At 44.5% G+C, this 24134-nt stretch carries 29 protein-coding genes; 18 read left to right on the top strand and 11 right to left on the bottom strand.

The annotated features are described in order from the left end of the window. Positions 1-7: 7 nt before the first annotated feature. The 4 genes from GWO68_RS14170 to GWO68_RS14185 all read left to right on the top strand — a co-directional run bounded on the left by GWO68_RS14170 (position 8) and on the right by GWO68_RS14185 (position 2495). Positions 8-235, top strand: coding sequence for a hypothetical protein (locus tag GWO68_RS14170; protein ID WP_162347119.1), 228 nt, complete (start codon positions 8-10; stop codon positions 233-235). A 92-nt stretch (positions 236-327) separates the two neighbouring features. Beyond that, a complete protein-coding gene (locus tag GWO68_RS14175; RefSeq protein ID WP_162347120.1) occupies positions 328-1101 on the top strand; it encodes an enoyl-CoA hydratase-related protein in 774 nt (257 codons plus the stop codon). Between the two features lie 271 nt (positions 1102-1372). Further along, positions 1373-1846, top strand: coding sequence for a Fur family transcriptional regulator (locus tag GWO68_RS14180; protein ID WP_162347121.1), 474 nt, complete (start codon positions 1373-1375; stop codon positions 1844-1846). Between the two features lie 19 nt (positions 1847-1865). Next, positions 1866-2495: a peroxiredoxin gene (locus GWO68_RS14185; RefSeq protein WP_162347122.1), complete on the top strand. Its 630-nt coding sequence runs from the start codon at positions 1866-1868 to the stop codon at positions 2493-2495. An 80-nt stretch (positions 2496-2575) separates the two neighbouring features. On the opposite strand, the gene GWO68_RS14190 is transcribed toward GWO68_RS14185, so the two are convergent. Then, positions 2576-3487: a ClpXP adapter SpxH family protein gene (locus GWO68_RS14190; RefSeq protein WP_162347123.1), complete on the bottom strand. Its 912-nt coding sequence runs from the start codon at positions 3485-3487 to the stop codon at positions 2576-2578. Positions 3488-3609: 122 nt separating this feature from the next. Between GWO68_RS14190 and GWO68_RS14195 the strand changes: the two genes are divergently transcribed. Next, on the top strand, positions 3610-3924 hold the full coding sequence (locus GWO68_RS14195) for a winged helix-turn-helix transcriptional regulator (RefSeq protein WP_162347124.1): 315 nt from the start codon (positions 3610-3612) through the stop codon (positions 3922-3924). Positions 3925-3927: 3 nt separating this feature from the next. On the opposite strand, the gene crcB is transcribed toward GWO68_RS14195, so the two are convergent. From crcB to GWO68_RS14210, 3 genes are all read right to left on the bottom strand, one after another. Then, a complete protein-coding gene (crcB, locus tag GWO68_RS14200) occupies positions 3928-4299 on the bottom strand; it encodes a fluoride efflux transporter CrcB (protein WP_162347125.1) in 372 nt (123 codons plus the stop codon). 13 nt (positions 4300-4312) lie between these two features. Next, on the bottom strand, positions 4313-4744 hold the full coding sequence (locus tag GWO68_RS14205; protein ID WP_162347126.1) for a VOC family protein: 432 nt from the start codon (positions 4742-4744) through the stop codon (positions 4313-4315). Between the two features lie 82 nt (positions 4745-4826). Beyond that, the gene (locus GWO68_RS14210; RefSeq protein WP_235942076.1) at positions 4827-5456 is read right to left on the bottom strand and encodes an HAD family hydrolase; all 630 of its coding nucleotides are present in this window, start codon (positions 5454-5456) and stop codon (positions 4827-4829) included. A gap of 116 nt (positions 5457-5572) precedes the next feature. On the opposite strand from GWO68_RS14210, the gene GWO68_RS14215 reads away from it, so the two are divergent. From GWO68_RS14215 to GWO68_RS14225, 3 genes are all read left to right on the top strand, one after another. Continuing rightward, positions 5573-6817: a 3-deoxy-D-manno-octulosonic acid transferase gene (locus tag GWO68_RS14215; protein ID WP_162347128.1), complete on the top strand. Its 1245-nt coding sequence runs from the start codon at positions 5573-5575 to the stop codon at positions 6815-6817. Between the two features lies 1 nt (position 6818). Beyond that, positions 6819-7742: a ribosome small subunit-dependent GTPase A gene (rsgA, locus tag GWO68_RS14220; protein WP_162347129.1), complete on the top strand. Its 924-nt coding sequence runs from the start codon at positions 6819-6821 to the stop codon at positions 7740-7742. 285 nt (positions 7743-8027) lie between these two features. After that, positions 8028-8729, top strand: coding sequence for an SDR family oxidoreductase (locus GWO68_RS14225; protein ID WP_162347130.1), 702 nt, complete (start codon positions 8028-8030; stop codon positions 8727-8729). A 9-nt stretch (positions 8730-8738) separates the two neighbouring features. On the opposite strand, the gene GWO68_RS14230 is transcribed toward GWO68_RS14225, so the two are convergent. Continuing rightward, positions 8739-9386, bottom strand: coding sequence for a fasciclin domain-containing protein (locus tag GWO68_RS14230; protein ID WP_162347131.1), 648 nt, complete (start codon positions 9384-9386; stop codon positions 8739-8741). 79 nt (positions 9387-9465) lie between these two features. Here GWO68_RS14230 and GWO68_RS14235 point away from each other — a divergent pair, with 79 nt between their 5' ends. The 6 genes from GWO68_RS14235 to GWO68_RS14260 all read left to right on the top strand — a co-directional run bounded on the left by GWO68_RS14235 (position 9466) and on the right by GWO68_RS14260 (position 13282). Beyond that, positions 9466-9924, top strand: a complete 459-nt coding sequence (locus tag GWO68_RS14235) for a peptidylprolyl isomerase (RefSeq protein ID WP_162347132.1) — start codon at positions 9466-9468, stop codon at positions 9922-9924. A 203-nt stretch (positions 9925-10127) separates the two neighbouring features. After that, positions 10128-10475 carry a cyclic-phosphate processing receiver domain-containing protein gene (locus tag GWO68_RS14240; protein ID WP_162347133.1) on the top strand — a complete coding sequence of 116 codons (348 nt, stop codon included), beginning with the start codon at positions 10128-10130 and terminating at the stop codon, positions 10473-10475. Between the two features lie 104 nt (positions 10476-10579). Continuing rightward, positions 10580-10978, top strand: coding sequence for a hypothetical protein (locus GWO68_RS14245; RefSeq protein WP_162347134.1), 399 nt, complete (start codon positions 10580-10582; stop codon positions 10976-10978). Positions 10979-11009: 31 nt separating this feature from the next. Next, positions 11010-11870 (top strand): hypothetical protein, encoded by an 861-nt coding sequence (locus GWO68_RS14250; RefSeq protein WP_162347135.1) that lies wholly within the window; start codon positions 11010-11012, stop codon positions 11868-11870. 84 nt (positions 11871-11954) lie between these two features. After that, complete coding sequence (locus tag GWO68_RS14255; RefSeq protein WP_162347136.1) at positions 11955-12461, top strand: GNAT family N-acetyltransferase; 507 nt, start codon at positions 11955-11957, stop codon at positions 12459-12461. A 29-nt stretch (positions 12462-12490) separates the two neighbouring features. Further along, the gene (locus tag GWO68_RS14260; RefSeq protein WP_162347137.1) at positions 12491-13282 is read left to right on the top strand and encodes a class I SAM-dependent methyltransferase; all 792 of its coding nucleotides are present in this window, start codon (positions 12491-12493) and stop codon (positions 13280-13282) included. A gap of 177 nt (positions 13283-13459) precedes the next feature. Here the strand turns inward: GWO68_RS14260 and GWO68_RS14265 are convergent, their stop codons facing one another. Further along, positions 13460-14983 (bottom strand): sigma 54-interacting transcriptional regulator, encoded by a 1524-nt coding sequence (locus tag GWO68_RS14265; RefSeq protein WP_162347138.1) that lies wholly within the window; start codon positions 14981-14983, stop codon positions 13460-13462. A gap of 142 nt (positions 14984-15125) precedes the next feature. Next, on the bottom strand, positions 15126-16226 hold the full coding sequence (locus tag GWO68_RS14270; protein ID WP_162347139.1) for a vWA domain-containing protein: 1101 nt from the start codon (positions 16224-16226) through the stop codon (positions 15126-15128). 162 nt (positions 16227-16388) lie between these two features. Between GWO68_RS14270 and GWO68_RS14275 the strand changes: the two genes are divergently transcribed. Next, the gene (locus tag GWO68_RS14275) at positions 16389-16769 is read left to right on the top strand and encodes an endonuclease domain-containing protein (RefSeq protein ID WP_162347140.1); all 381 of its coding nucleotides are present in this window, start codon (positions 16389-16391) and stop codon (positions 16767-16769) included. A gap of 81 nt (positions 16770-16850) precedes the next feature. On the opposite strand, the gene GWO68_RS14280 is transcribed toward GWO68_RS14275, so the two are convergent. From GWO68_RS14280 to GWO68_RS14295, 4 genes are all read right to left on the bottom strand, one after another. Continuing rightward, complete coding sequence (locus GWO68_RS14280; RefSeq protein ID WP_162347141.1) at positions 16851-17828, bottom strand: acyl-ACP desaturase; 978 nt, start codon at positions 17826-17828, stop codon at positions 16851-16853. A 188-nt stretch (positions 17829-18016) separates the two neighbouring features. Continuing rightward, entirely contained in the window at positions 18017-18967 is a 951-nt protein-coding gene (locus tag GWO68_RS14285) for a glycosyltransferase family 2 protein (protein ID WP_162347142.1), read from the bottom strand. A gap of 633 nt (positions 18968-19600) precedes the next feature. After that, positions 19601-20716, bottom strand: a complete 1116-nt coding sequence (locus tag GWO68_RS14290) for a DegT/DnrJ/EryC1/StrS family aminotransferase (protein ID WP_162347143.1) — start codon at positions 20714-20716, stop codon at positions 19601-19603. Positions 20717-20718: 2 nt separating this feature from the next. Beyond that, positions 20719-21126 carry a sugar 3,4-ketoisomerase gene (locus tag GWO68_RS14295; RefSeq protein ID WP_162347144.1) on the bottom strand — a complete coding sequence of 136 codons (408 nt, stop codon included), beginning with the start codon at positions 21124-21126 and terminating at the stop codon, positions 20719-20721. 120 nt (positions 21127-21246) lie between these two features. On the opposite strand from GWO68_RS14295, the gene GWO68_RS14300 reads away from it, so the two are divergent. The 3 genes from GWO68_RS14300 (at position 21247) to corA (ending at position 24094) form a co-directional block, all read left to right on the top strand. Continuing rightward, the gene (locus GWO68_RS14300) at positions 21247-22158 is read left to right on the top strand and encodes a hypothetical protein (protein WP_162347145.1); all 912 of its coding nucleotides are present in this window, start codon (positions 21247-21249) and stop codon (positions 22156-22158) included. Between the two features lie 2 nt (positions 22159-22160). After that, entirely contained in the window at positions 22161-22760 is a 600-nt protein-coding gene (locus GWO68_RS14305; protein WP_162347154.1) for an IMPACT family protein, read from the top strand. Between the two features lie 203 nt (positions 22761-22963). After that, positions 22964-24094 (top strand): magnesium/cobalt transporter CorA, encoded by a 1131-nt coding sequence (gene corA, locus GWO68_RS14310; protein ID WP_162347146.1) that lies wholly within the window; start codon positions 22964-22966, stop codon positions 24092-24094. The last annotated feature ends 40 nt before the right edge of the window (positions 24095-24134 follow it).

Genomic DNA, 24134 nt, shown 5'->3' on the forward strand with positions numbered 1-24134 from the left:
CTACGTTATGCAACCAGTTGAGAAAGTAAATAAGCTTTTTGTAGTAAAACTATTCCTGCTGTCAGGTTTATTATACTTAGGCTTTATACTGAAGGTGCCCCAATTTGTGAAGCCTGCCGAGGCCAGACCCTTAGAACAGTTTGCATTGCCTAACGAAAAACAAGAACCAAAACAAATAAAGAAACTATACTATAGGATGATCTCGGATACAGAACCGGAAGAGATCGCCATTTAAAATATAAGCCCCGACCTACGCCGGGGCTTTTTTTATGGCCTCTCCGCAAAAAGCATTAAATTCGCCAGTACATCAATCATGCTTTACCAACTATGGAATTTATACTTGTAACCCCGCAGGCACAGCCGCATGTTGCCCTCATCCAACTAAACCGCCCGAAAGAACTGAACGCCCTGAACCTGCAACTGATGGGTGAATTGCGCGATGCCCTTAAGCAACTGGATGAAGACGAGAACGTGCGGGCTATAGTAATAACCGGTAACGAACGTGCTTTTGCAGCTGGCGCCGACATAAAACAAATGGCTGGCAAAACAGCTATCGATATGCTGAACATTGATCAGTTCTCTACCTGGGACCAGATCCGTAAAACCAAGAAGCCAATTATTGCTGCCGTATCGGGGTTTGCGTTGGGTGGAGGCTGCGAACTGGCTATGACCTGCGATATGATCATCGCCTCAGAGACAGCCATGTTTGGGCAGCCTGAAATTAAGATCGGGGTGATGCCGGGCGCCGGCGGTACCCAACGCCTTACCAAAGCCATAGGCAAGGCAAAAGCCATGGAAATGGTGTTAACAGGCAAGTTTATGCCCGCAGAGGAAGCTGAAAAGCAGGGTCTGATTAACCGTGTAGTGCCTGTAGAACTGTACCTGGAAGAAGCCTTTAAACTTGCTGGTGAGATTGCTCAGATGTCTCCGGTAGCGGTGAAGCTGGCAAAAGAATCTGTGAACCGCGCTTTTGAAACACAACTGGATGAAGGCTTGTACTTTGAGCGCAAGAACTTTTATCTGTGTTTCGCCTCCGAAGACCAGACCGAAGGCATGAATGCTTTTGTGGAGAAACGCAGGCCGGAATTTAAGGGAAGATAGGTTCAAGTTAGAAAGTTAGAAAAGTATAAGTTAGAAAGTTTCTACACTCGTATTGTCATTTCGGACGGAGCGAGAAATCTGGATCATAACGTGATTCAGATTTCTCGCTCCGCTCGAAATGACATTTTTTAGTTACCACTACTTCTTTAACCCCTAAACTCTCTAACTCTTAAACTATAAGTAACTTTCTAACTTCTAAACTTTTTAACTTTCTAACTTATTCCTACCTTTGCAGCATAAATTCCTAGTTAGGAATAATTCTTACTTAGAAATGCAGCAACTTACACGGCAGGAACTACACAAACATATTGCAGCTTCGGGCTTAAAGGCCACAAGTCAGCGCATGGTGGTGTACGAAGCTATAGTTGCACTGCACGGCCACCATCCTACCGCCGAGGAAGTGTATCAGCACCTGAAGCCAGCAAACCCAAGCATCTCCTTAGGTACCGTTTACAAAACCTTAGACACTTTTGCGGAAGCAGAATTAGTGCGCCGCGTGCTGACTGAAGAAGGTGGGAAACGGTACGACACCAACACTACAACGCATAGTCACATTTACTGCAGCAATACCCGCGAGATCATCGATTTTGAAGATCCGGAGCTGGAAAGTGTGTTGCGTGATTTTTTCAGTAAACGGCAGGTAGAGAACTTTGAGATAAAGAGTTTTGCAGTGCAGCTGACAGGCAAAAGGGTGGAGCCGGATAAACAAATCAGCATTTCGGGAGTTAGTAACCAGAATCTTTAAAACTAAATAAATATATAAAATGGCAGTATTAGTAGGTAAAAAAGCACCTTCGTTTAAAGCAATGGCCGTAGAGAATGGCGAGTTTGTAGAAAACTTCTCTCTTGACCAATATATCGGCAAAAAGCACGTGATCTTCTTCTTTTATCCAATGGACTTCACGTTTGTTTGCCCAACTGAGATCATTGCCTTCCAGGACAGAATGGAAGAATTTGAGCGTAAGAACGTAGCTGTAGTTGGTTGCTCAACTGATACACACTTCTCTCACTTTGCATGGCTGAACACGCCACGTAACCAGGGTGGTATTGCGGATGTTAACTATCCGTTAGTAGCTGATGCAGCTAAAACTATTTCTCAGAACTACGACGTTTTGGCTGGCCACTACGAGTACAACGAAGATGGTGAAGTAGAATTTGTTGGTGAGCCGGTTGCTTACCGTGGCTTGTTCCTGATCGACAAAGAAGGTGTAGTTCGTCACCAGGTTGTAAACGACCTTCCGCTTGGCCGTTCTATTGACGAGGCGCTGCGTATGGTTGATGCTCTTCAGTATTTCGAAACTAAAGGCGAAGTTTGCCCTGCAAACTGGGAAGAAGGTAAAGAAGCCATGCAGGCTACAAAAGAAGGTGTATCTAACTACCTTGCAAAGCACTAAGCTTTAAAAGCAACTTATTGATAAAAAATCCCCGGCAGTTTTTGCCGGGGATTTTTGTTATTATCATTCTATAGTTAAGCTTACTGCTTTAGCCACAGCGCACCGTTCTTGGAGGCATATTTTCCAATTTCACCTTCTTCGTATAGTTTCTGCAAATACATTTCTGCTTCACTCTTTTTCATGCCAGCTAGCACTGCAAACTCTTTGGTGGTAAGCGTGCTATAGTTGGCGAAAAGTGAACTATAAGCTTTATCATACTCCTGTTTCCTTGCTTCCGGATGCAGCTGTAAAAGCGCCTGCTCATACTGCTCGTATGGCCTTGAGCCGTACACCAGCACGCGGTTATCATTCTCATCTGTCACAAAAATGGTCGGGAAGCCACGCACTCCCAACTGTCGCGCCATAGCCAGATCCTGCTGGAACAACTCTACTGCTTTGCCTTCAAAATCAGCTTTCAATTGCGCTACATCCAGTCCGGTTTGTTCTGCAACCAGTGCCAGGTTTTCCCAGCGGGCAATGTTTTTCTTCTCCAAAAAGATCATCTCTTTTATTCTACGCAGGAATTTCACAGCTTTCGCTTCGCCTTGCAGTTGGGCAGCTTTAAAAGCTATAGATGGCGGATAAGATGATGGTAGCGGATCTTCCAGCCACAGGTCGCCGTCTATCGGCATTTCGTAGTAGGCGCCGGCTTCTTCCCAGTGCTGGGCTACGCTGGTTGGTCCGTTCACGTCGCGACCGCCGTACGTATCCCAACTCCTAAGCAGGCCGCCCATGCGGTATTCTACTTCAAAGTAGGGTCCGTACTCCAGTGCCAGTTTCTTCAACTGCGGATCGATGCCCCAGCACGAAGAACAGATCGGGTCGGTGAAATATAAAAGTTTGATCGGTTTCTTAGTAGCGGCAATATTGGTATCTTCTATAGTTGCTTCTGAAGTTGGTATTTCGCAGATACCTGTTTCCATATCGCAATGCATGATTGGTTTTGTCTCCATGGTTTTATTTATCGTTAAACATTGTAAAAAATAACCTGTTAATGTAGTAGCTAACAGGCTGCATTGAACTACTTTTACAAAGGTCGAACTATAATAAGGGAGAGTCAATTAGTCAAAAAAACATGACTACCAACAATTTTTCACAAGGCGATCCGAGCTGCCCCGCCGAGAACATTTTAAAGCAATTATCCGGAAAATGGAAGCCGCAGATCTTTAGATTGGCGTTGGAAGGACCGGTGCGGTTTAACAGTTTACTGCGCCAGTTGCCGGGCTCCAACAAGCAGTCGGTGGCTACAGCGCTGAAGGAAATGGAAGAATCAGATATCCTGGTGAAAACTATAGTTCAGGAAAAACCGCTGCACATTGAATATACCCTGTCGGAAAGAGGGCAGGCCATGGTGGCTGTATTCCGAAGTATGGAAGGTTTTCTGAACTGATTTTTACGCTAGCTTAACTAACCACAACCCTAAAAATGTAGCCAGCAACCCGAGCAATACGCTTGCCAGTACATAAATGATAGCCGGCCAGTACTGACCGCCTTGTAGCAAGCTTATCGTTTCGCCGGAGAAAGCCGAGAACGTGGTAAAGCCACCCAATACGCCGGTCACCAGGAAAAAGCGCCATTCATCTGATAAAGTGCCTTTGGTAAAAAGGCCAAACACCACCCCGATCAGGAAACAGCCAAGTATATTTACTACCAGCGTACCAACCGGAAATTGGGTCAGGCTTTTTGATTGTATAAGCTGCGATAACAGGTAACGCCCAACGCCACCTATAAAACTGCCTGCCCCAATTACCAGTAGTATCTTCATTGTAAACTATAGTTTAGTGTTTCTGCTCGTAGTCATAGTTCACCATCCACTGGATACCGAATTTATCGGTGAACATACCGAACAGCGCACCCCAGAATGTTTTGTTCAAAGCCATCGTTACATTTCCTCCTTCTGATAAGCCATCAAAAAGGCGCTTGGCTTCGTCTTCGTTTTCGGCGTTGATGGAGATAGAGAAGTTGTTGCCCATTACCGTGGCATGGCCAAACGCTTCGGACGAATCTGATCCCATTAAAGTAGTTTCCTTGCTGATCGGTAGCGAAATGTGCATGATCTTGTCGCCTTCTGATTCCGGAATTGGCTGCTCAGACGGCATGTCTTTAAAGCGGCCCACGTACGGGAAATCGCCACCGAAAACAGATCTGTAAAAATTGAATGCTTCTTCGCAGTTGCCTGCAAAGGTCAGGTAAGGGCTGATGGTTGCCATGGTATAGTTTATATGGTTAGATGATCGTTCTGTTTCCAAATATAGAACATTTAATATCTATCCCCATCAGGTAAACTATAGTTTAGGTCTGCTTTTTATAGGGTTTTAGCTCTCCATCTTTTACCAACCAGGCTTTGTCGGCTTGCTTTACAATTTCTTCTTTGTCGTCGGAATAAGCTTCTACAATTCTATACTTTTTATCCCCGAAATGCTCATCTAAACGAGCAATCTTTTCTTCATTCTTGCAGGCTTTGCCATCCACCAGATACGTGTTGTCAGTATAGTTTGCCTTCGTCCCGAAGAACCCATCAATCTTGTATAGTTCAAACAGCGGCTCGACATAAATTTCCAGCCCGCCGGTAGCACAGAAAACCTGTACACCATCCTTTTTCAGTTTATCCAGTCGTTCCTTTATTTCCTGGTTAAAATTCTCTGGGTACTCCTGCTCCCAGAACTCTCTGGCATAAGCTTTCACCTGCTTGGGTGGGATGTTATCCAGGTAATTAAAAAAGTTCTCTTTAAACTCTGTTTGCCTGATCTGGTGCATTTTGAGCAGTGCTTTATAGTAGAGCATCTGCACATAATAAGCGACTTTGTGCGGCTTTTTAGTGCTGATAAACTTAAAGAATTCGTCTTTGGAGCTCTTGTTATAGAAGGTCTTGTTCAGGTCGAAAACTGCTATTTTTATTTCCTTGTTGCTATTGTCTGCCATGCTGCCACTGCTGTTTAGGGTAAGCATAGTACGCAACTATAGTTGGCCGAGATGGCGCCGGGCTAAACTATTGCCGCCTAAACCGCTATATTTGCAGCAGAACACGAACTATAGTTTTGAAACTACTCTACGACATCGGGCTGAAAGCTTACAACGGACTACTGACCGTGGCGGCACCTTTTAACCAGAAGGCGAAACTGATGCTACAAGGCCGTGAAAACCAGTTTGAAAAGTTGCAGCAGGCTTTTGTCGGTAACACAGCGCCGGTGGTGTGGTTTCATTGTGCGTCGTTAGGTGAGTTTGAGCAAGGCCGCCCGGTAATTGAAGCGTTTAAAGCCGAGTTCACGGAGTATAAAGTGCTGCTAACCTTCTTCTCCCCTTCCGGTTACGAAGTGCGCAAAAACTATAGCGGTGCCGATTTTATCTTCTACCTGCCGCTGGATAGCGCTGCTAATGCCCGTAAGTTCATTTCTATAGTTCAGCCGAAACTGGCAGTGTTTGTAAAGTACGAGTTCTGGCATTATTACCTGCAGGAGCTGGAGCAGCGCCATATTCCGATACTTTCTATTTCAGCTATTTTCCGGGAAGAGCAGGTTTTCTTTAAACCTTACGGAGAGTTCAACCGCAATATGCTGCGCCGCTTTACGCACATTTACACCCAAAACCAGACATCGCTGGAGCTGCTGCAAACGATAGGTATAACCCAGGCAACTATAGCCGGCGACACGCGCTTCGACAGGGTGCTGCAGACAGCCGCCACTATAAAACCAATACCGTTGGTAGATGCCTTTACCCGTGGTAGCGAGGTGTTTATGGTGGGCAGCAGCTGGCCAGCGGATATTGAAGTACTGTTACCGCTTATCCGGAAGCATAAACCAACTATAAAGTTTATTATTGCGCCACACGAGATCCACGAAAATGGCATTGCAACCCTGATGCAAACTATAGGTGAAGGTGCTGTACGTTTCTCTCAGGCTGACGCGACAAATATAGCCAACAATAGCGTGCTGGTGATCGATAACATTGGGATGCTGTCGGCGCTCTATAGTTATGGCACGTACGCTTACATTGGCGGTGCTTTTGGCAAAGGATTACATAACACGTTAGAAGCTGCTGTGTTCGGGTTGCCGCTGTTTTTCGGGCCAAAGTATGGCAAGTTTCAGGAGGCCGTGGACCTGGTAAAACTGGGTTGTGCCTTTCCGGTAAATAATTCGGATGAGCTGCTGGCTGCTTTTGAAAAAGTACATACCACACCCAGAGCGCGCCAAACTATAACCGACACTGAAAAACAATACGTACAAGAGCAGGCAGGCGCCACCACACAAATTATGGCCGATATACAGCGCCTGTTAAAAAGATAAAATGAAAGGAGTTGTAGTTAAATCGACGGGGTCGTGGTATTTGGTTCGGGATGCGGAAGGCAAGCTGCACCGTGCTCGTTTGCGCGGTAAGTTTAAGATAAAAGGCCTGAAAGTTAGCAACCCGCTGGCCGTCGGCGACCGCGTAGAATTTGACGTGGAGACAACCGGCGAAGACACTGCCGTGATCCATAAAATTGAAGAACGCGAAAACTACATCATCCGCCAGAGCACGCACAAAACAGCCTACTCGCATATCATCGCAGCCAACCTGGACCAGGCGCTGCTTATAGTTACCCTGGTTTCGCCCCGCACATCCTTCGGTTTTATAGACCGCTTTTTGGTTACCGCCGAAGCTTACGACATCCCGACGATACTTGTCTTCAACAAAACCGACCTGTACGACGAAGAGATGCGCGATTACCAGCGCCAGATCAGCCACATGTACCAGCAGATCGGCTACAGCAGCATAACAGTTTCGGCTAAGACCAACGAAGGCATAGAGGAAATGAACAGCCTGCTCCACGGCAAAACAACCTTACTTTCGGGTCACTCCGGTGTAGGCAAATCCACGCTTATCAACCTTATAGTTCCGGACCTGGAGCTGAAAACTTCTGAAATTTCTGATTTCTCTGATAAAGGCGTGCATACCACCACGTTTGCTGAAATGTTTGAGATCGACAATGAGACCTTTATTATTGATACACCTGGTATCAAGGAGCTGGGTATAGTTGATATCCCGAAAAGCCAGCTAAGCCATTTTTTTCCGGAGATGCGCGAACGTATGAACCAGTGCCGCTTTAATAACTGCACACATTTTAACGAACCCGGTTGCGCTATAGTAGAGGCCGTACGCCACAACGAAATTTCCCTGACCCGCTACGAGAGCTACCTGAGCATGCTCATGGGCGACGATAATCGGAAGTGATTTTGGAGTTAAAAAGTTAGAAAAGTATAAGTTAGAAAGTTAAAAATGCAGAAACGCAAAATTTTGCGTCTTATTTCCAGTTGCAAGGCCCTAAACTATAAGACATATAAGCTCCCTCGACTGACGCTTGGGATGACAAGAAAGGGATTTCGAACTTAAGGACAAGATACCTCAAGGCCTTGATCCTGCCCATCCTTTTAAATCCTGAGGATCCTGATTCAGACAATTTAACCCTCACCCACACAATGCGTTAGCAGTTTATATAAGCAACTATAAACTATAGCTATGAAACTGAACAACGCAAACATACTGATAACCGGCGGCACACTGGGCATTGGTTTTGCTACGGCCGACCTACTTATTAAAAACGGTGCAAATGTAGCTATAACTGGCCGCGACGAAAAGCGGACACACAAAGCAGCGCACACACTGGGCGCCTTGCCCATTACCGCCGACGTTGCCGATATTGGCGATATAAGACACACTTTCAGAACTTTTACCCAGGAATTTGGCAAACTGGATGCCCTGATAAACAATGCCGGTATCGGAATTTACAAACCCCTGGATGAGCTGACCCCGGAAGACTTTGAGCAGGTATACCGGGTAAATGTGATCGGGGCGGCCATGATGGCTTCAGAGGCAGCCAAGATCTTCAAGAAACAGAACTATGGCAATATCATAAACATTGGGTCTACGGCTGCAACCAAAGGCTACGAAGGCGGCTCGGTATATGCCTCATCTAAAGCGGCATTACGCAGCATGACCCAAAGCTGGCAGGCCGAACTCCGGAAGCATAATGTGCGCGTAATGCTCATAAACCCCAGCGAGGTAACTACTGCTTTTGGCAACCAGAACAGGGAAGAACGCCATGCACAACCTAACAAACTACGCGGCCAGGAAATAGCATGGGCAATTAAAAGTGCTTTGGAGATGGATAACAGGGGCTTTATACCTGAACTGACCGTGTGGGCAACGAATCCTTTTTAGCTATAAGGTTTACTGCTTTTCAGGTACCAGTACCTTATCTATCATATGGATTACACCGTTGCTGCTTAAAATATTGGCTTTCTTTATTTCAGCTCCGTTTATCATCACCAAATCCTGCTGCTTCGAAACCTCCAGTTGCTCATTACCAAGCGTTTTTATTTTAGAGCCATGCTGTAAGGTAGCAGTATCGAGTTTGCCGGCTACAATGTGGCTGTTAAGTATAGCAGCTAGTTGTTGTTTGTTTTCGGGTTTCATCAGGTCATCTAACGTACTGCCCGGCAAAGCTTCAAACGCCTCGTTAGAGGGCATAAAAACTGTATAAGGTCCTGTGCTGTTTAAGGTTTTAGCAAGGCCAGATACTTCAAATGCCTTCGCAAAAATACTTAATTCAGGGTCAGCGGCTGCCTGGTCTGTTATAGTTTTCAGCGATTTGTTTTCGGTATCGGTAGTTACCGGTACTGGCTGGTTGGCCAGGGCCTGGGCTGTTTCTTTAGCACTGGCTTCGCTCATGGTACTGTTTTCGCGCTGGCTCTCAGAGCCGCACCCCGACAAAAATATACTTAATAGTAAGCAGCAGGCTAACTTACTTATAGCTATAGTTCTCATAGAATGTTTGTTTTCTGAAGATCCTGCCACCGGATCAATTCCCTTTAACATCAGGGTTTATGGTCTTCTTAAACTATAAAATCCGTACTTTTGTTTTTAGATCATGTTTTACAATTAAACAGCAAATCGCATGAAAACCGCAGAAATCCATACTGGTAAAGGCGTAATGAAAGTAGAATTCTACGAAAAAGACGCCCCTAAAACAGTTGACAACTTTATAAAACTAGCGAAAGACGGCTTTTACGATGGCCTAACGTTTCACCGGGTTATTCCTGATTTCGTGATACAGGGTGGCTGCCCTAACTCGCGTGAAGGCGCAAAAGGCGTGCCAGGCACTGGCGGACCGGGTTATAAAATTGATTGTGAACTAACCGGCGACAATCAGTTCCATGACCGTGGTGTGCTGAGCATGGCGCATGCAGGCCGCAACACAGGTGGCTCGCAGTTCTTTATCTGCCACAGCCGTAAAAACACCGCACACTTAGACCGTAACCATACCTGCTTCGGTAAAGTGGTTGAGGGCCTGGACGTGATCGACCAGATCAAAGCCAACGATAAGATTGAGAAGATTGTAGTAACTGAGGAATAATCCTTCGCTTACGAAACTAAAAAGCTGCTCTTAACCGAGCAGCTTTTTTTATGGCTTATAAGTTCGGTCAGGCTAAACTATAGTTAGGATAGGGATTAAGTATAGAGAATTTACTATTTTAGCTAAGTATAAACTATAGCTACTACAGATATAGTGCAGATAAGTGTATGTTTTCGTTTATCTGGTAGTTAGGTGAGACTATAATGAAAAAGCTCTTTCTTGATGATATACGAACAATTGAAATGGTCTATGATAAGGCTATGGATAAAGAATTTATAATCGTTAGGACATACTACGAATTTGTAAGTTACATCCAGTCTAAAGGACTGCCTGAATTTATAAGCTTTGACAATGACTTAGGGTTAGAGGAGACCGGAGAATTAGCACCTGATGGATATGCCGCTGCAAAGTGGTTAGTTTATGAATCGGGACTTGATTTAAGAAATTTGAAATTTAAAGTTCATTCTGCCAATCCAATTGCGGCTCAACAAATCAAAGGCCTTTTGACAAACTACATACAGTATTTAAAAGAGAATGGAATTGGCGATTAACAGCTAACGCATGTTGAACCCTTTATAATCTTATAACATGCGACATCGGTGCTTCAAAATGTAACTTCAGTTAATGCTTGAGTATAATCAGCAAAACTTATCTTATGAAGCGCTTAAAAAGAATTAGGAAGTACCATAGACTTAGCAAAAGGAATAAGGAATTCTTATATGAAGATAGCTGGCATCATAATGAATTCTTGTACATGGATAGCTTTTCTCAAAATGAAACAGGAATAGAAAATCTGATAGTATGGACTGGGCCGAATCCAAATGGTTTTAGAATAAAAGTAAGTAACATTCCTAATCGTATCTCTAGCAATTACTTTTTTGTTATGACTCTTCCAGATTACCAAGTGATTGGTCAAATTAATGAGGAGTTTATAACACCAATCATAATAAATCAGATAAAAAAATGGTGCGATATTAACATGAAAGAGATTATCAAATACTCCAAAGGTCTAACTACTACAAGTAAATTCTTGATGAAACTTAAGCAAGTATAACTCTATAATTTTAACTGATTTTCAAATACAAATGGAAAAATATACTACCCTCTTAGATGATGCCACGAAAAAATTAATTGAGTTAGGCAAGCAGCAAGAACTCGTGAATGAACTTTTATCGAAAGCACCGCCTGTTTTGTGGTTTGGGAACAACCTTTCACCAAAGGAAAAGATAGTGACCATCGGTGCAAACCCATCAAGGGAGGAGTTCTTGAAGGAGAATAAGTTTAAGGCTCAAGAACGACTTAATAGCGGTGGCAATCTGGAATATATTGATGAAAGATTGAGCAGGTTTAAGGTTTTAAGCAATGAACAAGACTGGACACATATACTTGAGAACCCCTCTCTTAAAGAAGAGATATTCATCAGTTACAACGATTATTTCAAAAGGAACCCTTATAAATGGTTTGGGAAAAAAGCATCTGGGAACGATTCATCTTATAATGTAGAAGGATTCATTAATGCTTTGGATGGTTCATACTATGAAGGAGAGAAAAGATATCAATGCCTGCACATTGATTTAATGCCATTCCCTACAATATCTGATTTTACCTCAATACTAGTAGAATCAGAAAAATATATCTTCAAAAACGATTGGGCTAGAAATTTTCTAGATAGATTAATTACAGAGATAAATCCAAATAAGATTATTGTGTTTGGACGCACCAATTTAAATTATTTGACAAGGTTTTGGAATATCTCAAACATTGGAGAAGAATATACCTTCAATGCTTTGACAGAAAATGGTAGAAATAGTTCTTCTAAATACTGGATTTTTGACTACAAAGGAATTGATGTAATAGGCTTGTCTGTCAATCTTGGTAACCCGAAGGGATTCAGTAAAAAAACATTATCTGAGTTTGGGAAGGCTATAAAAAATAGCCTCACCTAACCCAATGCAGCCTTTATGTTTGGCTACGCCACGCCCATCGGCTGCACCAGCACCGTTACAAACTATAATCCACCCACCCAAACTATGAACTACATTTTAGAAACCGAACGGCTCCGACTCCGGGAGTTTACTTTAGCTGATGCAGATTTTATAGTTGCACTTTTAAACAGTCCGGGATGGTTGCAGTACATCGGCGACAGAAATGTACGTACGATAGAACAGGCCACAGCGTATCTACAAAACAATATCTTAAAAAGCTATGAGGTAAATGGCTACGGTTCCTGGTTGGTCGAGCGGAAAGATGACGGGCAGGCCATAGGCTCGTGCGGCATCATTAACCGCGAGGCCTTGGATACTCCTGATATTGGTTTCGCTTTTCTGCCAGAGTATAACGGTTTTGGGTATGCCTACGAATGTGCAGCTGCAACTATGGCTTACGCCAAAGAGCAACTAAACATACCTAAAATGGGCGCTATTGTGTTACCTAGTAACGACCGATCGGTGAAGCTGCTAAAAAAGATCGGGTTACAATATGTAAAACCATTCTACCTACCCAACAGCGAGGAAGAACTGCACTTGTACAGCAGTTAATTGATACCCCAACTATAAAGTATAAAACTATGACTGAAAATTACCTTGCCGTAAACAAAGAGCTTTGGGACACCCGCACGGCCACCCACGTAGATTCTGAATTTTACGATGTAGCATCTTTTAAAGCTGGCCGTAACTCGCTAAACGAAATAGAGCTGGCGTTGCTGGGCGATGTAAAAGGCAAGCGCATTTTACACTTGCAATGCCATTTTGGGCAAGATACGTTGTCGCTGGCGCGTATGGGTGCCAAAGTTACGGGAGTAGACCTTTCGGAAGTAGCTATCCGGAAAGCAAAAGAGCTGGCCGCAGAACTTAACCTGGATGCCCGGTTTATGTGCTGCAACGTGCTGGAACTGGACAAGTACCTGGATGAGCAGTTGGATATGGTGTTCTGCTCGTACGGCGTAATTGGCTGGCATCCCGACATGAATGCTTTCGCGAGTATAGTAAGCAAATTCTTAAAACCCGGCGGGGAATTTTACCTCATAGAGTTTCATCCGTTTATCTGGATGTTCGACAATAACCAGGAAAAGATAGCTTACTCTTACTTTAACCTGGGCCCGATCGTGGAAATGGAAGAAGGCACTTACGCCGACAAAAACGCCCCTATCAAAAATAACTCCTATACCTGGAACCACCCGCTCAGCGATGTAATTGGTTTTATATTACATAATGGCATGGAGCTAATTGATTTCCAGGAATACGATCACTCGCCTTACAACATTTTTAGGGATATGGTGCAGGATGGAGCAAAGTATAGAATTAAGGATCTGGAAGGAATAATGCCTTTAGTGTATTCGGTGAAAGCTATAAAGAAGTAAGGTTAACGATACTTTTATAACTGGCGCGAGTCTCCAGACTCGTGACTTGCAGTAATGTTGAGTCTCTGACTCAACTGGGCCAGAGGCCCAACTATAGTTAGACACGAGCGAGGACGCTCGCGCCAGTCAAATAATTAAAGCTCGTACCTCTATACTTTCATACTTACATCCTATACTTTAAAACTGATCCTCGTCTTCGTCTTCTGCCCCGAACCTGGGCATGGTAAACATTCCACTCAGCAGGTCTTTAAACTGTAAACCGGTGCTCAGGCGACTTTTGCTTAACTGGCTGTGTTCGGCCAACCCGTGCAGGGCAAATTCCATCATAAACAGTTTCTCATCGCCTTTTGCATTGGGTTGCTGTTTTTCAACCAGTTCTTCCAGGCCAGGCACACGTTTCAGGGTCTTTTTATAGTCAGCAGCGGTAGCATCGTTTAGTATATCCACGGTATTTCCATCCCCAAACCAATCGGTTATCGCTTTATAAGGGCTTGGCTGCTTGGCTTTCTTAACTTTATCCGGGTCGGGGAAGTATTTCAGAAACTGCGTCCGGATGGCTTTGCCCATCAGTACCTGTGCCACATGGCCCGCTCCCTCCTGCTCGCCTTCATACACCAGTTCTACTTTACCCGTTACCGATGGTATCGTGTTCAGGAAATCGGCCACACGCACATAGGTTGTTTTCTCGCCATTCAGCAAGGCACGGCGCTCGGCAGCACTCAATAAATTTTCGAAAGCAGATATGGTTAAACGTGCCGACACCCCACTTTTAGGATCTACATATTCACTTTCGCGGGCTTCAAAAGCCACTTGCTCAATCAGGTCACCTATAATATCGTTGGTTTTAACCAGTTCATGCTGTTCATCTTTTACCCTGGCCTCCTGCTGGGTTATTTTCTTGCCAGTTTCTATAGTTTTAGGGTAGTGCGTGATGATCTGTGATTCGATGCGATCTTTGAGCGGTGTAACGATGGAGCCGCGGTTAGTATAATCCTCAGGGTTAGCGGTGAACACAAATTGTATATCCAGCGGCATACGCACTTTAAACCCACGGATCTGAATATCACCTTCCTGCAGAATATTGAACAATGAAACCTGTATGCGCGCCTGTAGATCGGGTAACTCATTTATAACAAAAATGCCGCGGTGCGAACGCGGTATCAACCCAAAATGGATCACGCGTTCATCAGAATAAGGAAGTTTTAAGGTTGCGGCTTTTATAGGATCAGCATCGCCAATCAGGTCTGCTACCGATACATCCGGAGTGGCCAGTTTCTCAGTATATCGCTCGTCGCGGTGCAGCCAGCTAACAGGTGTATCGTCGCCATGCTCGTGCACCAAATCTTTGGCATAGCGCGAGAGTGGCTGCAGCGGGTCGTCATTCAGCTCAGAACCTTGCACTACAGGTATGTATTCATCCAGCAAGTCAATCATCTGACGGGCGATACGTGTTTTAGCCTGCCCTCGCAAACCAAGCAGGTTTATGTGGTGCATCGAAAGTATAGCCCGCTGCATGTCCGGAATCACGGTTTCCTCATAGCCCCAGATGCCCGGAAAAACATCCTCTTTCTGCTGAAGTTTTTTAATTAAGTTATGGCGTAACTCCTGTTTCACCGACTGTGGTTCGTAGCCGGCTGCTTTCAGTTGTCCCAATGTTTTTATTTTCAGTAAGTTCTCTGCTGGTATGTCTTTATAGTTCATTTTTACCTTCCCCCAACCCCTTCCTAAAAACAGGAAGGGGTGTTTTTGGATTTATGTATTCTATTGTAGCAAATAAGACGCAACGTATTGAGTCTCTACATTTTCAACTTTTTAACCTTCTAACTTCATTAACTCTTTAATTTTAAAAGCTTTTCTTCCGGTTGCGTCCATAGTCGCGGAACACCAGGTGGCCTAAGCCTTTAAGCGAACTATAGTAAGCCTGGCCGTTATTCACTTTTGTAAACTCATCTACGAACTGTTGCAGGTATGGGTCTGATGCGATCATAAAAGTAGTTATCGGGATTTTTAAGCGACGGCACTGCGCGGCAAGGTTCAGGGTTTTATTCACCACTTTACGGTCCAGCCCGAAACTGTTCTTATAGTAGTTCAAGCCAATTTTCAGGCAGGTTGGCTTGCCATCGGTGATCATAAATATCTGCTTGTTTTGTGTCTTACGTTTCCGCAAGATATCCATAGCCAGTTCTAGGCCGGCTACGGTATTGGTGTGGTAAGGGCCAACTTCTAAGTAAGGCAGATCCTTTACTTCTATCTGCCAGGCATCATTCCCGAAAACTATAATATCCAGCGTATCCTTAGGGTATTTTTGTTTGATAAGTTCGGCCAGCGCCATGGCTACTTTCTTGGCAGGTGTAATGCGGTCTTCGCCGTACAGGATCATAGAGTGCGAGATGTCGATCATCAGCACCGTAGAAGCCTGCGTTTTGTGTTCCGTTTCGGTTACTTCCAGGTCTTGCTCGGTTAACCGAAACTCGCCGAGTCCGTGGTTTACCTGTGCATTCCGGATAGATTCGGTCATGGAGATCTGCTCTAATGCGTCGCCAAAACGGTACTCGCGCTGGTCGGTGCTGGCTTCTTCGCCGATGCCTGTATGTGGGGTAGCATGGCTGCCTTGCCCGCCTTTCTTCAGCTTCCCAAAAATCTCTTCCAGCGCGCTTCGCCTGATGCCTTGCTCGCTCTTAGCACTAAGCGTAAAGCTGCCTCGTTCCTGTGGATTTTCGTCCAGGTAACCTTTTCGTTTCAGGTCTTCAATAAAATCGCCGATGCCATACTCGTCGCTGGTTAGATTATACTGTTTATCCAGGGAGCTAAGCCACGAGAGCGCTTCGGCTACGTCGCCGGAGCTTATAGTTACCAACTGCAGGAAAATCTTAAGCAACGTTTCGAAGGTCGGCTTATCATTCTCCGGCGGAATAAATTCTGCAAATCTGTACCCTAAAGCCATAATAAAGTAATGTATTGTGTAGATAACAACGCTAGTCGCATTTTGTTAGGTATACGTGAATTACCTCCCCCCGGCCCCCTCCTAAAAACAGGAGGGGGAGATTCTCTGGTTTTATGAGGAACAGTTTTGTATCTACCTGATGTTGGTGGCCAAAACAGGAAGATGAGGAAAGATCAATTACATAGTTTACCACACCTAAAAGAGAAGCGAACTGTACTTCGAAATTCGATGACGTTTGCAGAAGAAGTGCTTTGGCAGGAGCTCCGCAGTTGGAAACTTGCCGGTCGAAAATTCAGACGACAGCATAGTATTGAAAATTTTATAGTTGATTTTTACTGTGCAACTGAGCGTTTAGTGATTGAAGTAGACGGTTCTGTACATGATACGCCAGAAGCTTCAGCGAATGATAAACTAAGAGATGAAACACTCAAAAACTGGAACTATACTGTACTTAGGTTCAGAAATTATGAAGTATTGGAGAATATAACAGCAGTAAAGAATGTAATTATATCCTACTTCAAGAACTCCCCTTCCTGTTTTTAGGAAGGGGTTTGGGGAAGGTAAAACACAAAGGGCAGGCTGCTGATGCAACCTGCCCTTTTTTATAGTTTAAGCTTTCGCTATTTAGTCAATCCAACGGAATTTATACTCCAGTTGCGGTGCGCGCATACGCTCTGCTACACGCTTTAAACGGTCTGGCAGAGCAATTAAGTATTCGCGGGCACGTTCACCTGCATCGTTAAGGCCAGTTACTGCTTCCAGTTTCCACTCTTTCACTAAATCAGAAAGTATATCAGTATAATCCAGAGCAGTGTAAACATTTATTCGCTGGGCGGCATCTGTAAAGTGACCGAATGTTTTACCCATATCCACACCAAGCTCGCGCATGTAGTGGGCAGGCATTACAATCTTCTTGCGCATCATGTCCTCAAATGCCAGCATCATTTCGTTCGGGTCAGCTTCAAAAATCTTACCTACAAACGCCTTGTACGCTTTTGCATGGCGGGCTTCATCAGAAGCTACATACCCGCAAAGTTTTGCGAGCATACCATCGCCTTGCTTCTTAGCAATCTGGGCTACGCGGCGGTGCGAAAGGTTGGTAGCTGTCTCCTGGAACGAAGTATAAACGAAAGCACGATATGGGTCATTATCAGTCTGCAGGTCAAAACCATCCGCGATCAGGTATTGCGTAGAAGCCTCCATCTCGCGCATATTGATACGGCCAGTCAGGTACAGGTATTTGTTTAGCAGGTCACCGTGGCGGTTCTCTTCAGCTGTCCAGGCACGGTTCCATTTCATCCATGGGCTATCCTCGTTGCTTGGTACATCCTTTATGCTCATCAGCCAGCTTTCGTATGTTGGCAATGCCTCCTCGGTAATGGTATCGCCTACAAGCACGGCAAGCAGGTCGTAAGAAAGATCACGGGCACGCTCCTGTAGATTCTTGATCTCTTCAAAGAAATTTTCCATACGGGCATCAGGCAGTAAGTCCTGAGGTTGCCAGCTGTCTTCCACAGATTTCAAAAACTCTGTCATCTTTTCCTGAACAAAGTCTTCCATCCATTTCATGACTTCGACGCGGGAGGCAATGGCTGTTATCATACTTAGGTGTTTATATTAAAGATCAAATATAGTGATTAATGCCAAAAAATGGCAGGCTACTTAACAATTAGTTAATCAGGGAGTAAGCTTCTTTGTTGCCTCCTATAAAATGTCTACGAAAAAAACAGAAAGTGTTTAACGTAGAAATCTCATAAAAAATAGAACACTATATATAATCAATTAATTCACTAAGCTTGTTTACCGTAACGCAGGCTTATGTAAAATTGTCGCAAAATCTTAAAATTTATCTTGTTGTTATTCAGCAACTTGATAACTTCATACATAAAACCTGGCTGTTCTTGTAATTGCCTGAGCAGTTCCAGGAATTGTGTTGTTTCGACGAAGTGGCTGGTAAAATAGGCATGCCTAATCGCATACTTCAACCGTTTTATAAGAGCTGCTTTTTCAGTTTCTGTTTTAACTAGGTTGGCAGCTTTTTCGCATACTTTTATAGTTGACTGCAACATACGTCCTTCAGAAGTATAATATTGTCGAGAAAGTGATTTTGGGTGCAGGCGCCGTTTTGTGGTTACTATTGGTTGGTAGCTATACTTCCAGTTGCGCGCCGATCGCACCCAGAAATCGAAGTCTTCGTAGGCCAGGTTTTCATCATAGCCTCCCAGCTCTTCTAATACGCTTCGGCGCATCATCATAGTAGGCGGACAGATAAAATAACGACCTAAAACTTCTGTAAAAACATCACCATCCGGGGCAGATTTATACTTCGCGCTATGGTAGTACAAATGCTCTGAATTATCGTTGATATATTCGGCATCTGAATAAACTACACCATAAGTTTTATCAAGTTTTGTAAAGGCTGCTACTTGCCTTTCAATTCGGTCAGGCAACAATACATCGTCGGTTGCAAAATCTATTACAAACTTCCCTTTAGAGGCACGCCAACCCATGTTAAAGGCTTTGGTGTTACCCACGTTTTGGCCAGTATTGATATAAGTGAGTTGTGGATATTTTTGGCAGTATTCTTTTACGATTTCAGGACTATTATCGGTGCTGCTATCATCCACTATAATTATCTCCAGGTTGCTATAAGTCTGGGCTAAAACGGAATCAAGTGCTTCTTTTAAAAAGCGCTCGTGGTTGTAGCACAGGCAGATGATTGTAACGAGTGGTTGCAGCATGGATTACGAAGATAAGTATAAGTTTTTAGTTGCCGTTTTAGATTTATTTGTCATTTCGAGAAAAGATAGCAATCTCATATACCTTTTGGTTGCTGTAGACCTACCAGCGTGCGCAGCTCCTGCTAGCGTCTAATGCTATAGTTGATCAATTGTCATTCCGATAATAGTCGAGGGATCTTATGTGTCTTATAGTTGACATTACTTGCTATCTGAACCAAGCTACCCTTTCAAACTACTTGTATTCCTGGGAGCTTTACTCGCCTATAGTTTCAACTGAGCTTTGGTGCCCTCACGGCCGGGAGGCCCCGTCTTCGGGCATCGCGCTGCTTTCGCTTCCTTTGCTCGTTCCTCGCAATGCCTGGCGGCACCGGAACCTCTCGAGGCGCTCAACCCAAAGACTGTGATCTTTCTACTATTTCACGCTAACTATAGCTTGTACCGGTAAGCTTCGAGATTGATCGTGGCTACAGTTCCGTAGGGACAGGTCGCGACCTGTCCGTGGATGGACTGTAACTATAGAACTATAAATTAAGCTATAGCAAGGCTTAAACTCCCTCTCCTGTTTTTAGGAGAGGGCTGGGGTGAGGTAAAAAGAGCTGAACACGCTATAAATCCTGTTAATCCAACTAAATCCTAAAAATCCTGATTCAGAAAAAAGGCTTTAACACTCTGAATTATATACTCCTGTTCAGCTTTTGACAGGCCAGGGAAAAGCGGGAGACTCAGGCTGGTGTTGGCTACTTCTTCTGTAATGGTTAAGCTGCCTTTTTTATACTTCAGGTAACTATAGGCTGGCTGCAGGTGAATGGGAACCGGGTAATGTATAGCTGTTTGTATGCCCTTTTGCTGCAGGTAATTTTTTAGCTCATTACGCCGCGAAGTACGGATGTTGAAGATGTGATAAACGTGACTGCAATACTCAGCTGTAACCGGAAGCATAAGATCACCTATACCTTGTAACTCCTTCAAATATTGGTTTGCCAGCCGCTGGCGCTCTTTGTTCTGCTGTCGCAAATACTTTAATTTTATTCGTAAAACTGCTGCCTGTAAGGTGTCGAGCCGGGAGTTTATACCAACCAGTTGGTGGTGGTATTTTTCTTGCTGACCATAGTTGCGGTACATACTTACAAAAGATGCCAACTCCGGATTTGAGGTTACTACGGCTCCGCCATCACCTACAGCACCCAGGTTTTTGGTGGGGTAAAAACTAAACGCGGCGGCATCCCCAAATGTGCCTGCAAACTGGTTTTTATAGGTAGCCCCATGTGCCTGTGCCGCATCTTCTACAAGTTTTAAACTATAGCTTTCGCATAGCTCCATTAACTCATCCATCTGGCAGGTTTGTCCATACAAATGCACTGGAACTATAGCTTTTGTTTTGGTTGTGATCAGTTTTGCTGCAGTATCGGCAGTCAGGTTATAGGTTAGTTTGTCGGGCTCGGCAAGTACAGGTGTGGCACCAAGTTGCGCAACGGCATTGGCGGTGGCAATAAAGGTGTTCGCCGGAATGATAACCTCGTCGCTGGGACCAACGCCAACTGCTTTCAAAGCCAGCACCAACGCATCAAAACCACTGCCCACTCCTATTGCAAAACCGGCACCCAGGAACTTTGCAAAGGCATCTTCAAAAGTTTGTACATCAGGCCCAAGTATAAACTGTTGCTCGCGCAATACACGCGTAACCTCTTGCTCTACCTGCTGGGTTATACCTACTGGCCAATCCCTGAAAGCAACGTAAGGTACCTGCATAACTATAGTTTACCGTTCAGTTGTTTATACTCGGTATAATCCCGGAGGTAATCCATTTCATCGTAATCGGTGCTGGCCAGGCATAAAGCTATAGTTCCTTCGGTAAAGGTCAGTTCGGTCCAGCACAGTGCGGGTATGTACAAGCCTTTGTCAGAACCAGAAAGTATAAACTCGTTTACACCAGTGCTTGTTTCTGCTTTTACTTTTATAGTTCCGGTTAGCGCAATTAAAACTTCTTTGGTGGTTTTATTAGCGTGGTGGCCGCGGGTAACAGCAGGCGGTGTGCCTTGTATCCAGAAAACCCGCTTAACGGCAAACGGTAACTTATCAGCATACTGTGTGGACGTAAGCAATCCTTCGGCAGCACTACCTGTTTTTTCAAAAGAAATAAAGTATGGAAGATCAGCCAAAGTGTACCGGTTTTAAGTATAGCTGCAAATAAATCTAATTTAACCAATTTTACTAATACTTGCAGCGGGTGCTTTGCCTGGCCTGTTCTACATTTGCAGCTTCCTGTTTTAAAATAGCTTATGCTTTACCTGCTTCTCAGCATAGTGGCCAGTACGTCGCTGGTCTTTATTTTTAAACTGTATCAGCGGTTCGGGGTACACACGTTCCAGGCGATCGTTGTAAACTACCTGACCTGCGTAGTAGTGGGTTTCCTGTTTTCGGGTGGCACTGGTACGGTTAGCACTAATGTGCTGCAGCAGCCCTGGGTGGTTCATGCGCTTACGCTGGGCACTATTTTTATCGGTACCTTTTACCTGATCGCGCTTACCACGCATAAGGTAGGCGTTACGGCAGCTTCGGTGGCTACTAAAATCTCGCTGGTAATTCCGGTATTATTCAGCCTGCTTATCTTAAAGAACAATTTAAAGGACTATACATTTATAAACTATGCGGGTATGGTGGCTGCTTTGGTAGCAATTGTTCTCTCCTCCATCCGTCCATGCGAGCAAACCGACGAAGAGGGCACTTCTCCCCTGCTTACCTTGCTCCTTCCGTTTATTATTTTCCTCAACAGCGGCATTGCCGATTCACTTATAAACTATACCAACCAGCACCTGTTGCAACATCACGAAGCCAGCCAGTTTACCATGGTCACTTTCACGGGGTCGGCTATAGTTGGCGTGGTGGTTTTAAGTTTTATGCTGCTCTCAGGTAAAACCACTTTTTACAGCAAAAGCATAACGGCTGGCATTTTACTGGGTATCCCAAATTACTTTTCAATCTATTTCCTGATAAAAGCGCTGTCTGCTTTCGGGAACGACGGCGCATTTTTATACCCTGTCAATAACATCGGGATTATACTTGCCGGTGCTATTGGTGCGGTGCTGTTTTTTGGAGAGAAGCTTACCAGAATAAATATTTTAGGTATTGGTATGGCTGTGTTGGCGCTTATACTTATCTCGTATCAGGAAATTATTGCAAATTTGCTTTGATGATACAGGATACCTACCGGACTATAGTTGCGCCCACCGAAAGCATTTACAAAGAAAAGGGAAGTAAGTTCCTGGCGTTTGCGTACCCGGTATTTTCGGAAGAGGACATAAAAGAACACCTGGTCGAACTGCGCAAAAAATACTTCGATGCCCGCCACCACTGCTATGCCTATAGTTTGGGAGCCGATAAAAGCCGCTATCGTGCCAACGACGATGGCGAACCCAACCATTCTGCCGGCGACCCTATACTTGGCCAGATCCGGTCTGCAGATTTAAGTAATGTATTGGTGGTTGTAGTGCGTTATTTTGGTGGTACCAAACTGGGCGTAAGCGGGCTGATAAATGCCTACAAAACTGCCACTGCCGATGCCCTTTCCGAAGCCACCATCATTGAAAAATACGAAACCACACTACTGCAGGTGCGCTTCGAATACCCCCAGATGAACGACGTGATGAGCCTGGTAAAAGAGTATAACTTAGATGTACGAAATCAGCAGTTTGAGCTTAGCTGCCTGCTAACTATAGAAGTAAGAAAGCAACTGCAAACTGAAGTTACCGCCAAGCTCGAAAGTTCAGGAGCTATTGTAGAGTTAGAAAGGTAGAAAGCTTGGAAGTTAGAAAGTGGTTTATATTTAATAACCCTTGAAAAGTGTAGAGACGCAATGCGATGCGTTTTGTAAGCCACGAAACTATAGATCCTGCTAACCCAATGTAATCCCGTAAATCCTGAATCAGACAACTATACTTTTATCAAAAACTTTTTAACTTACTAACTTCCAAACTTTCTAACTTCTTTAACTTCTCCATGTCTAAACGTAAAGCTCTGAAACGTCGTCATAAGATCATCGAACGGAAAGCTGGTGCCAAGCCGGGTTCGTTGTATGTACCTTCTTCAGCGCTGCAGCCCCGTTTTTTTCTGGTAAGTTTTAGCGAGACCTTTTATGATGAGAAAGAACTGGAAAACTACGGGCAACTACTGAAATCGGTAAAGGAGCGCCCCGATGCCAAACATTGGATAGATATACGCGGCTACGGTGACCTTTCGCTGCTGGAGCACCTGACAAAGGATTTCGGCCTGCACCCCCTGCAGGTAGAAGACGTGATAAATGATTACCAGCGCCCCAAGGTAGAAGAATTCAGCGACGACAGGTTGTTTATCATTACGCGTATGTTAAACTGGTCTGACACACTACAAACTATAGACGATGACCAACTGTCGCTGTTTACCGGGCCAAACTATATTTTAACCCTGCAGAGCGATTATGAAGATTGCCTCGACCCGTTGCGCGAGCGTATCAGGCAAGGCAAAGGGCTTATCAGGCACCGGCCAGTCATTTATACCGCATACGCCATGCTGGATGTAGTGTATGATTTTTACTTCCCGGTAATGGGCGATATCAGCAACTATATTGATGAGTTGGAGCATAAAGTGTTGGTGGCTCCCTCGCGCAGGATACTGGCCCAGATACTTAATTTGAAAGGTGAACTGATAAAATTACGCCGCATTATCTGGCCCGAGCGCGATAACCTGAACGAACTGCTGCGCATGGATGAAAACCTGGTGCCCGAGAATATGAAGGTATACTTCCGGGATGCCTACGACCATGTGGTGCAGCTCATCGACCTGGTGGATTCCCATAAAGACATGACATCCAGCCTGGTAGAACTATACATGAGCACCGTCGGCAACCGCATGAACGAGATCATGAAAGTGCTTACCATCATTTCCACCATTTTTATTCCGCTTAGTTTTATAGTTGGCCTCTATGGGATGAACTTTGCGCACGAGAACCCTGAGACAGGGAAAGTGTTCCCGATGAGTATGCCCGAACTGTATCAACCGTATGGGTATCCTATACTTTTAGGGCTGATGTTGGTGTTGGTGCTGTTCCAGCTATACTTCTTCTACCGAAAGGGCTGGTTCAGGAGTTTATAAGAATACGTATTTGAAGTCGCAAAGTATTACGTCTCTACAA

It is taken from the genome of Pontibacter fetidus, assembly GCF_010119545.1.
GTDB lineage: Bacteria > Bacteroidota > Bacteroidia > Cytophagales > Hymenobacteraceae > Pontibacter > Pontibacter fetidus.

Bases quoted from the DNA above. Each gene is read 5' to 3' on its own strand.
- GWO68_RS14190 (WP_162347123.1), bottom strand. From the start codon at position 3,487: ATGGAGACAAAACCAATCATGCATTGCGATATGGAAACAGGTATCTGC.
- GWO68_RS14180 (WP_162347121.1), top strand. From the start codon at position 1,373: ATGCAGCAACTTACACGGCAGGAACTACACAAACATATTGCAGCTTCG.
- GWO68_RS14255 (WP_162347136.1), top strand. From the start codon at position 11,955: ATGAACTACATTTTAGAAACCGAACGGCTCCGACTCCGGGAGTTTACT.
- GWO68_RS14290 (WP_162347143.1), bottom strand. From the start codon at position 20,716: ATGCAGGTACCTTACGTTGCTTTCAGGGATTGGCCAGTAGGTATAACC.
- corA (WP_162347146.1), top strand. From the start codon at position 22,964: ATGTCTAAACGTAAAGCTCTGAAACGTCGTCATAAGATCATCGAACGG.
- GWO68_RS14175 (WP_162347120.1), top strand. From the start codon at position 328: ATGGAATTTATACTTGTAACCCCGCAGGCACAGCCGCATGTTGCCCTC.
- rsgA (WP_162347129.1), top strand. From the start codon at position 6,819: ATGAAAGGAGTTGTAGTTAAATCGACGGGGTCGTGGTATTTGGTTCGG.
- GWO68_RS14240 (WP_162347133.1), top strand. From the start codon at position 10,128: ATGAAAAAGCTCTTTCTTGATGATATACGAACAATTGAAATGGTCTAT.
- GWO68_RS14300 (WP_162347145.1), top strand. From the start codon at position 21,247: ATGCTTTACCTGCTTCTCAGCATAGTGGCCAGTACGTCGCTGGTCTTT.
- GWO68_RS14205 (WP_162347126.1), bottom strand. From the start codon at position 4,744: ATGGCAACCATCAGCCCTTACCTGACCTTTGCAGGCAACTGCGAAGAA.
- crcB (WP_162347125.1), bottom strand. From the start codon at position 4,299: ATGAAGATACTACTGGTAATTGGGGCAGGCAGTTTTATAGGTGGCGTT.
- GWO68_RS14275 (WP_162347140.1), top strand. From the start codon at position 16,389: ATGAGGAAAGATCAATTACATAGTTTACCACACCTAAAAGAGAAGCGA.
- GWO68_RS14250 (WP_162347135.1), top strand. From the start codon at position 11,010: ATGGAAAAATATACTACCCTCTTAGATGATGCCACGAAAAAATTAATT.
- GWO68_RS14225 (WP_162347130.1), top strand. From the start codon at position 8,028: ATGAAACTGAACAACGCAAACATACTGATAACCGGCGGCACACTGGGC.
- GWO68_RS14260 (WP_162347137.1), top strand. From the start codon at position 12,491: ATGACTGAAAATTACCTTGCCGTAAACAAAGAGCTTTGGGACACCCGC.
- GWO68_RS14245 (WP_162347134.1), top strand. From the start codon at position 10,580: ATGAAGCGCTTAAAAAGAATTAGGAAGTACCATAGACTTAGCAAAAGG.
- GWO68_RS14265 (WP_162347138.1), bottom strand. From the start codon at position 14,983: ATGAACTATAAAGACATACCAGCAGAGAACTTACTGAAAATAAAAACA.
- GWO68_RS14185 (WP_162347122.1), top strand. From the start codon at position 1,866: ATGGCAGTATTAGTAGGTAAAAAAGCACCTTCGTTTAAAGCAATGGCC.
- GWO68_RS14230 (WP_162347131.1), bottom strand. From the start codon at position 9,386: ATGTTAAAGGGAATTGATCCGGTGGCAGGATCTTCAGAAAACAAACAT.
- GWO68_RS14170 (WP_162347119.1), top strand. From the start codon at position 8: ATGCAACCAGTTGAGAAAGTAAATAAGCTTTTTGTAGTAAAACTATTC.
- GWO68_RS14285 (WP_162347142.1), bottom strand. From the start codon at position 18,967: ATGCTGCAACCACTCGTTACAATCATCTGCCTGTGCTACAACCACGAG.
- GWO68_RS14195 (WP_162347124.1), top strand. From the start codon at position 3,610: ATGACTACCAACAATTTTTCACAAGGCGATCCGAGCTGCCCCGCCGAG.
- GWO68_RS14210 (WP_235942076.1), bottom strand. From the start codon at position 5,456: ATGGCAGACAATAGCAACAAGGAAATAAAAATAGCAGTTTTCGACCTG.
- GWO68_RS14270 (WP_162347139.1), bottom strand. From the start codon at position 16,226: ATGGCTTTAGGGTACAGATTTGCAGAATTTATTCCGCCGGAGAATGAT.
- GWO68_RS14235 (WP_162347132.1), top strand. From the start codon at position 9,466: ATGAAAACCGCAGAAATCCATACTGGTAAAGGCGTAATGAAAGTAGAA.
- GWO68_RS14280 (WP_162347141.1), bottom strand. From the start codon at position 17,828: ATGATAACAGCCATTGCCTCCCGCGTCGAAGTCATGAAATGGATGGAA.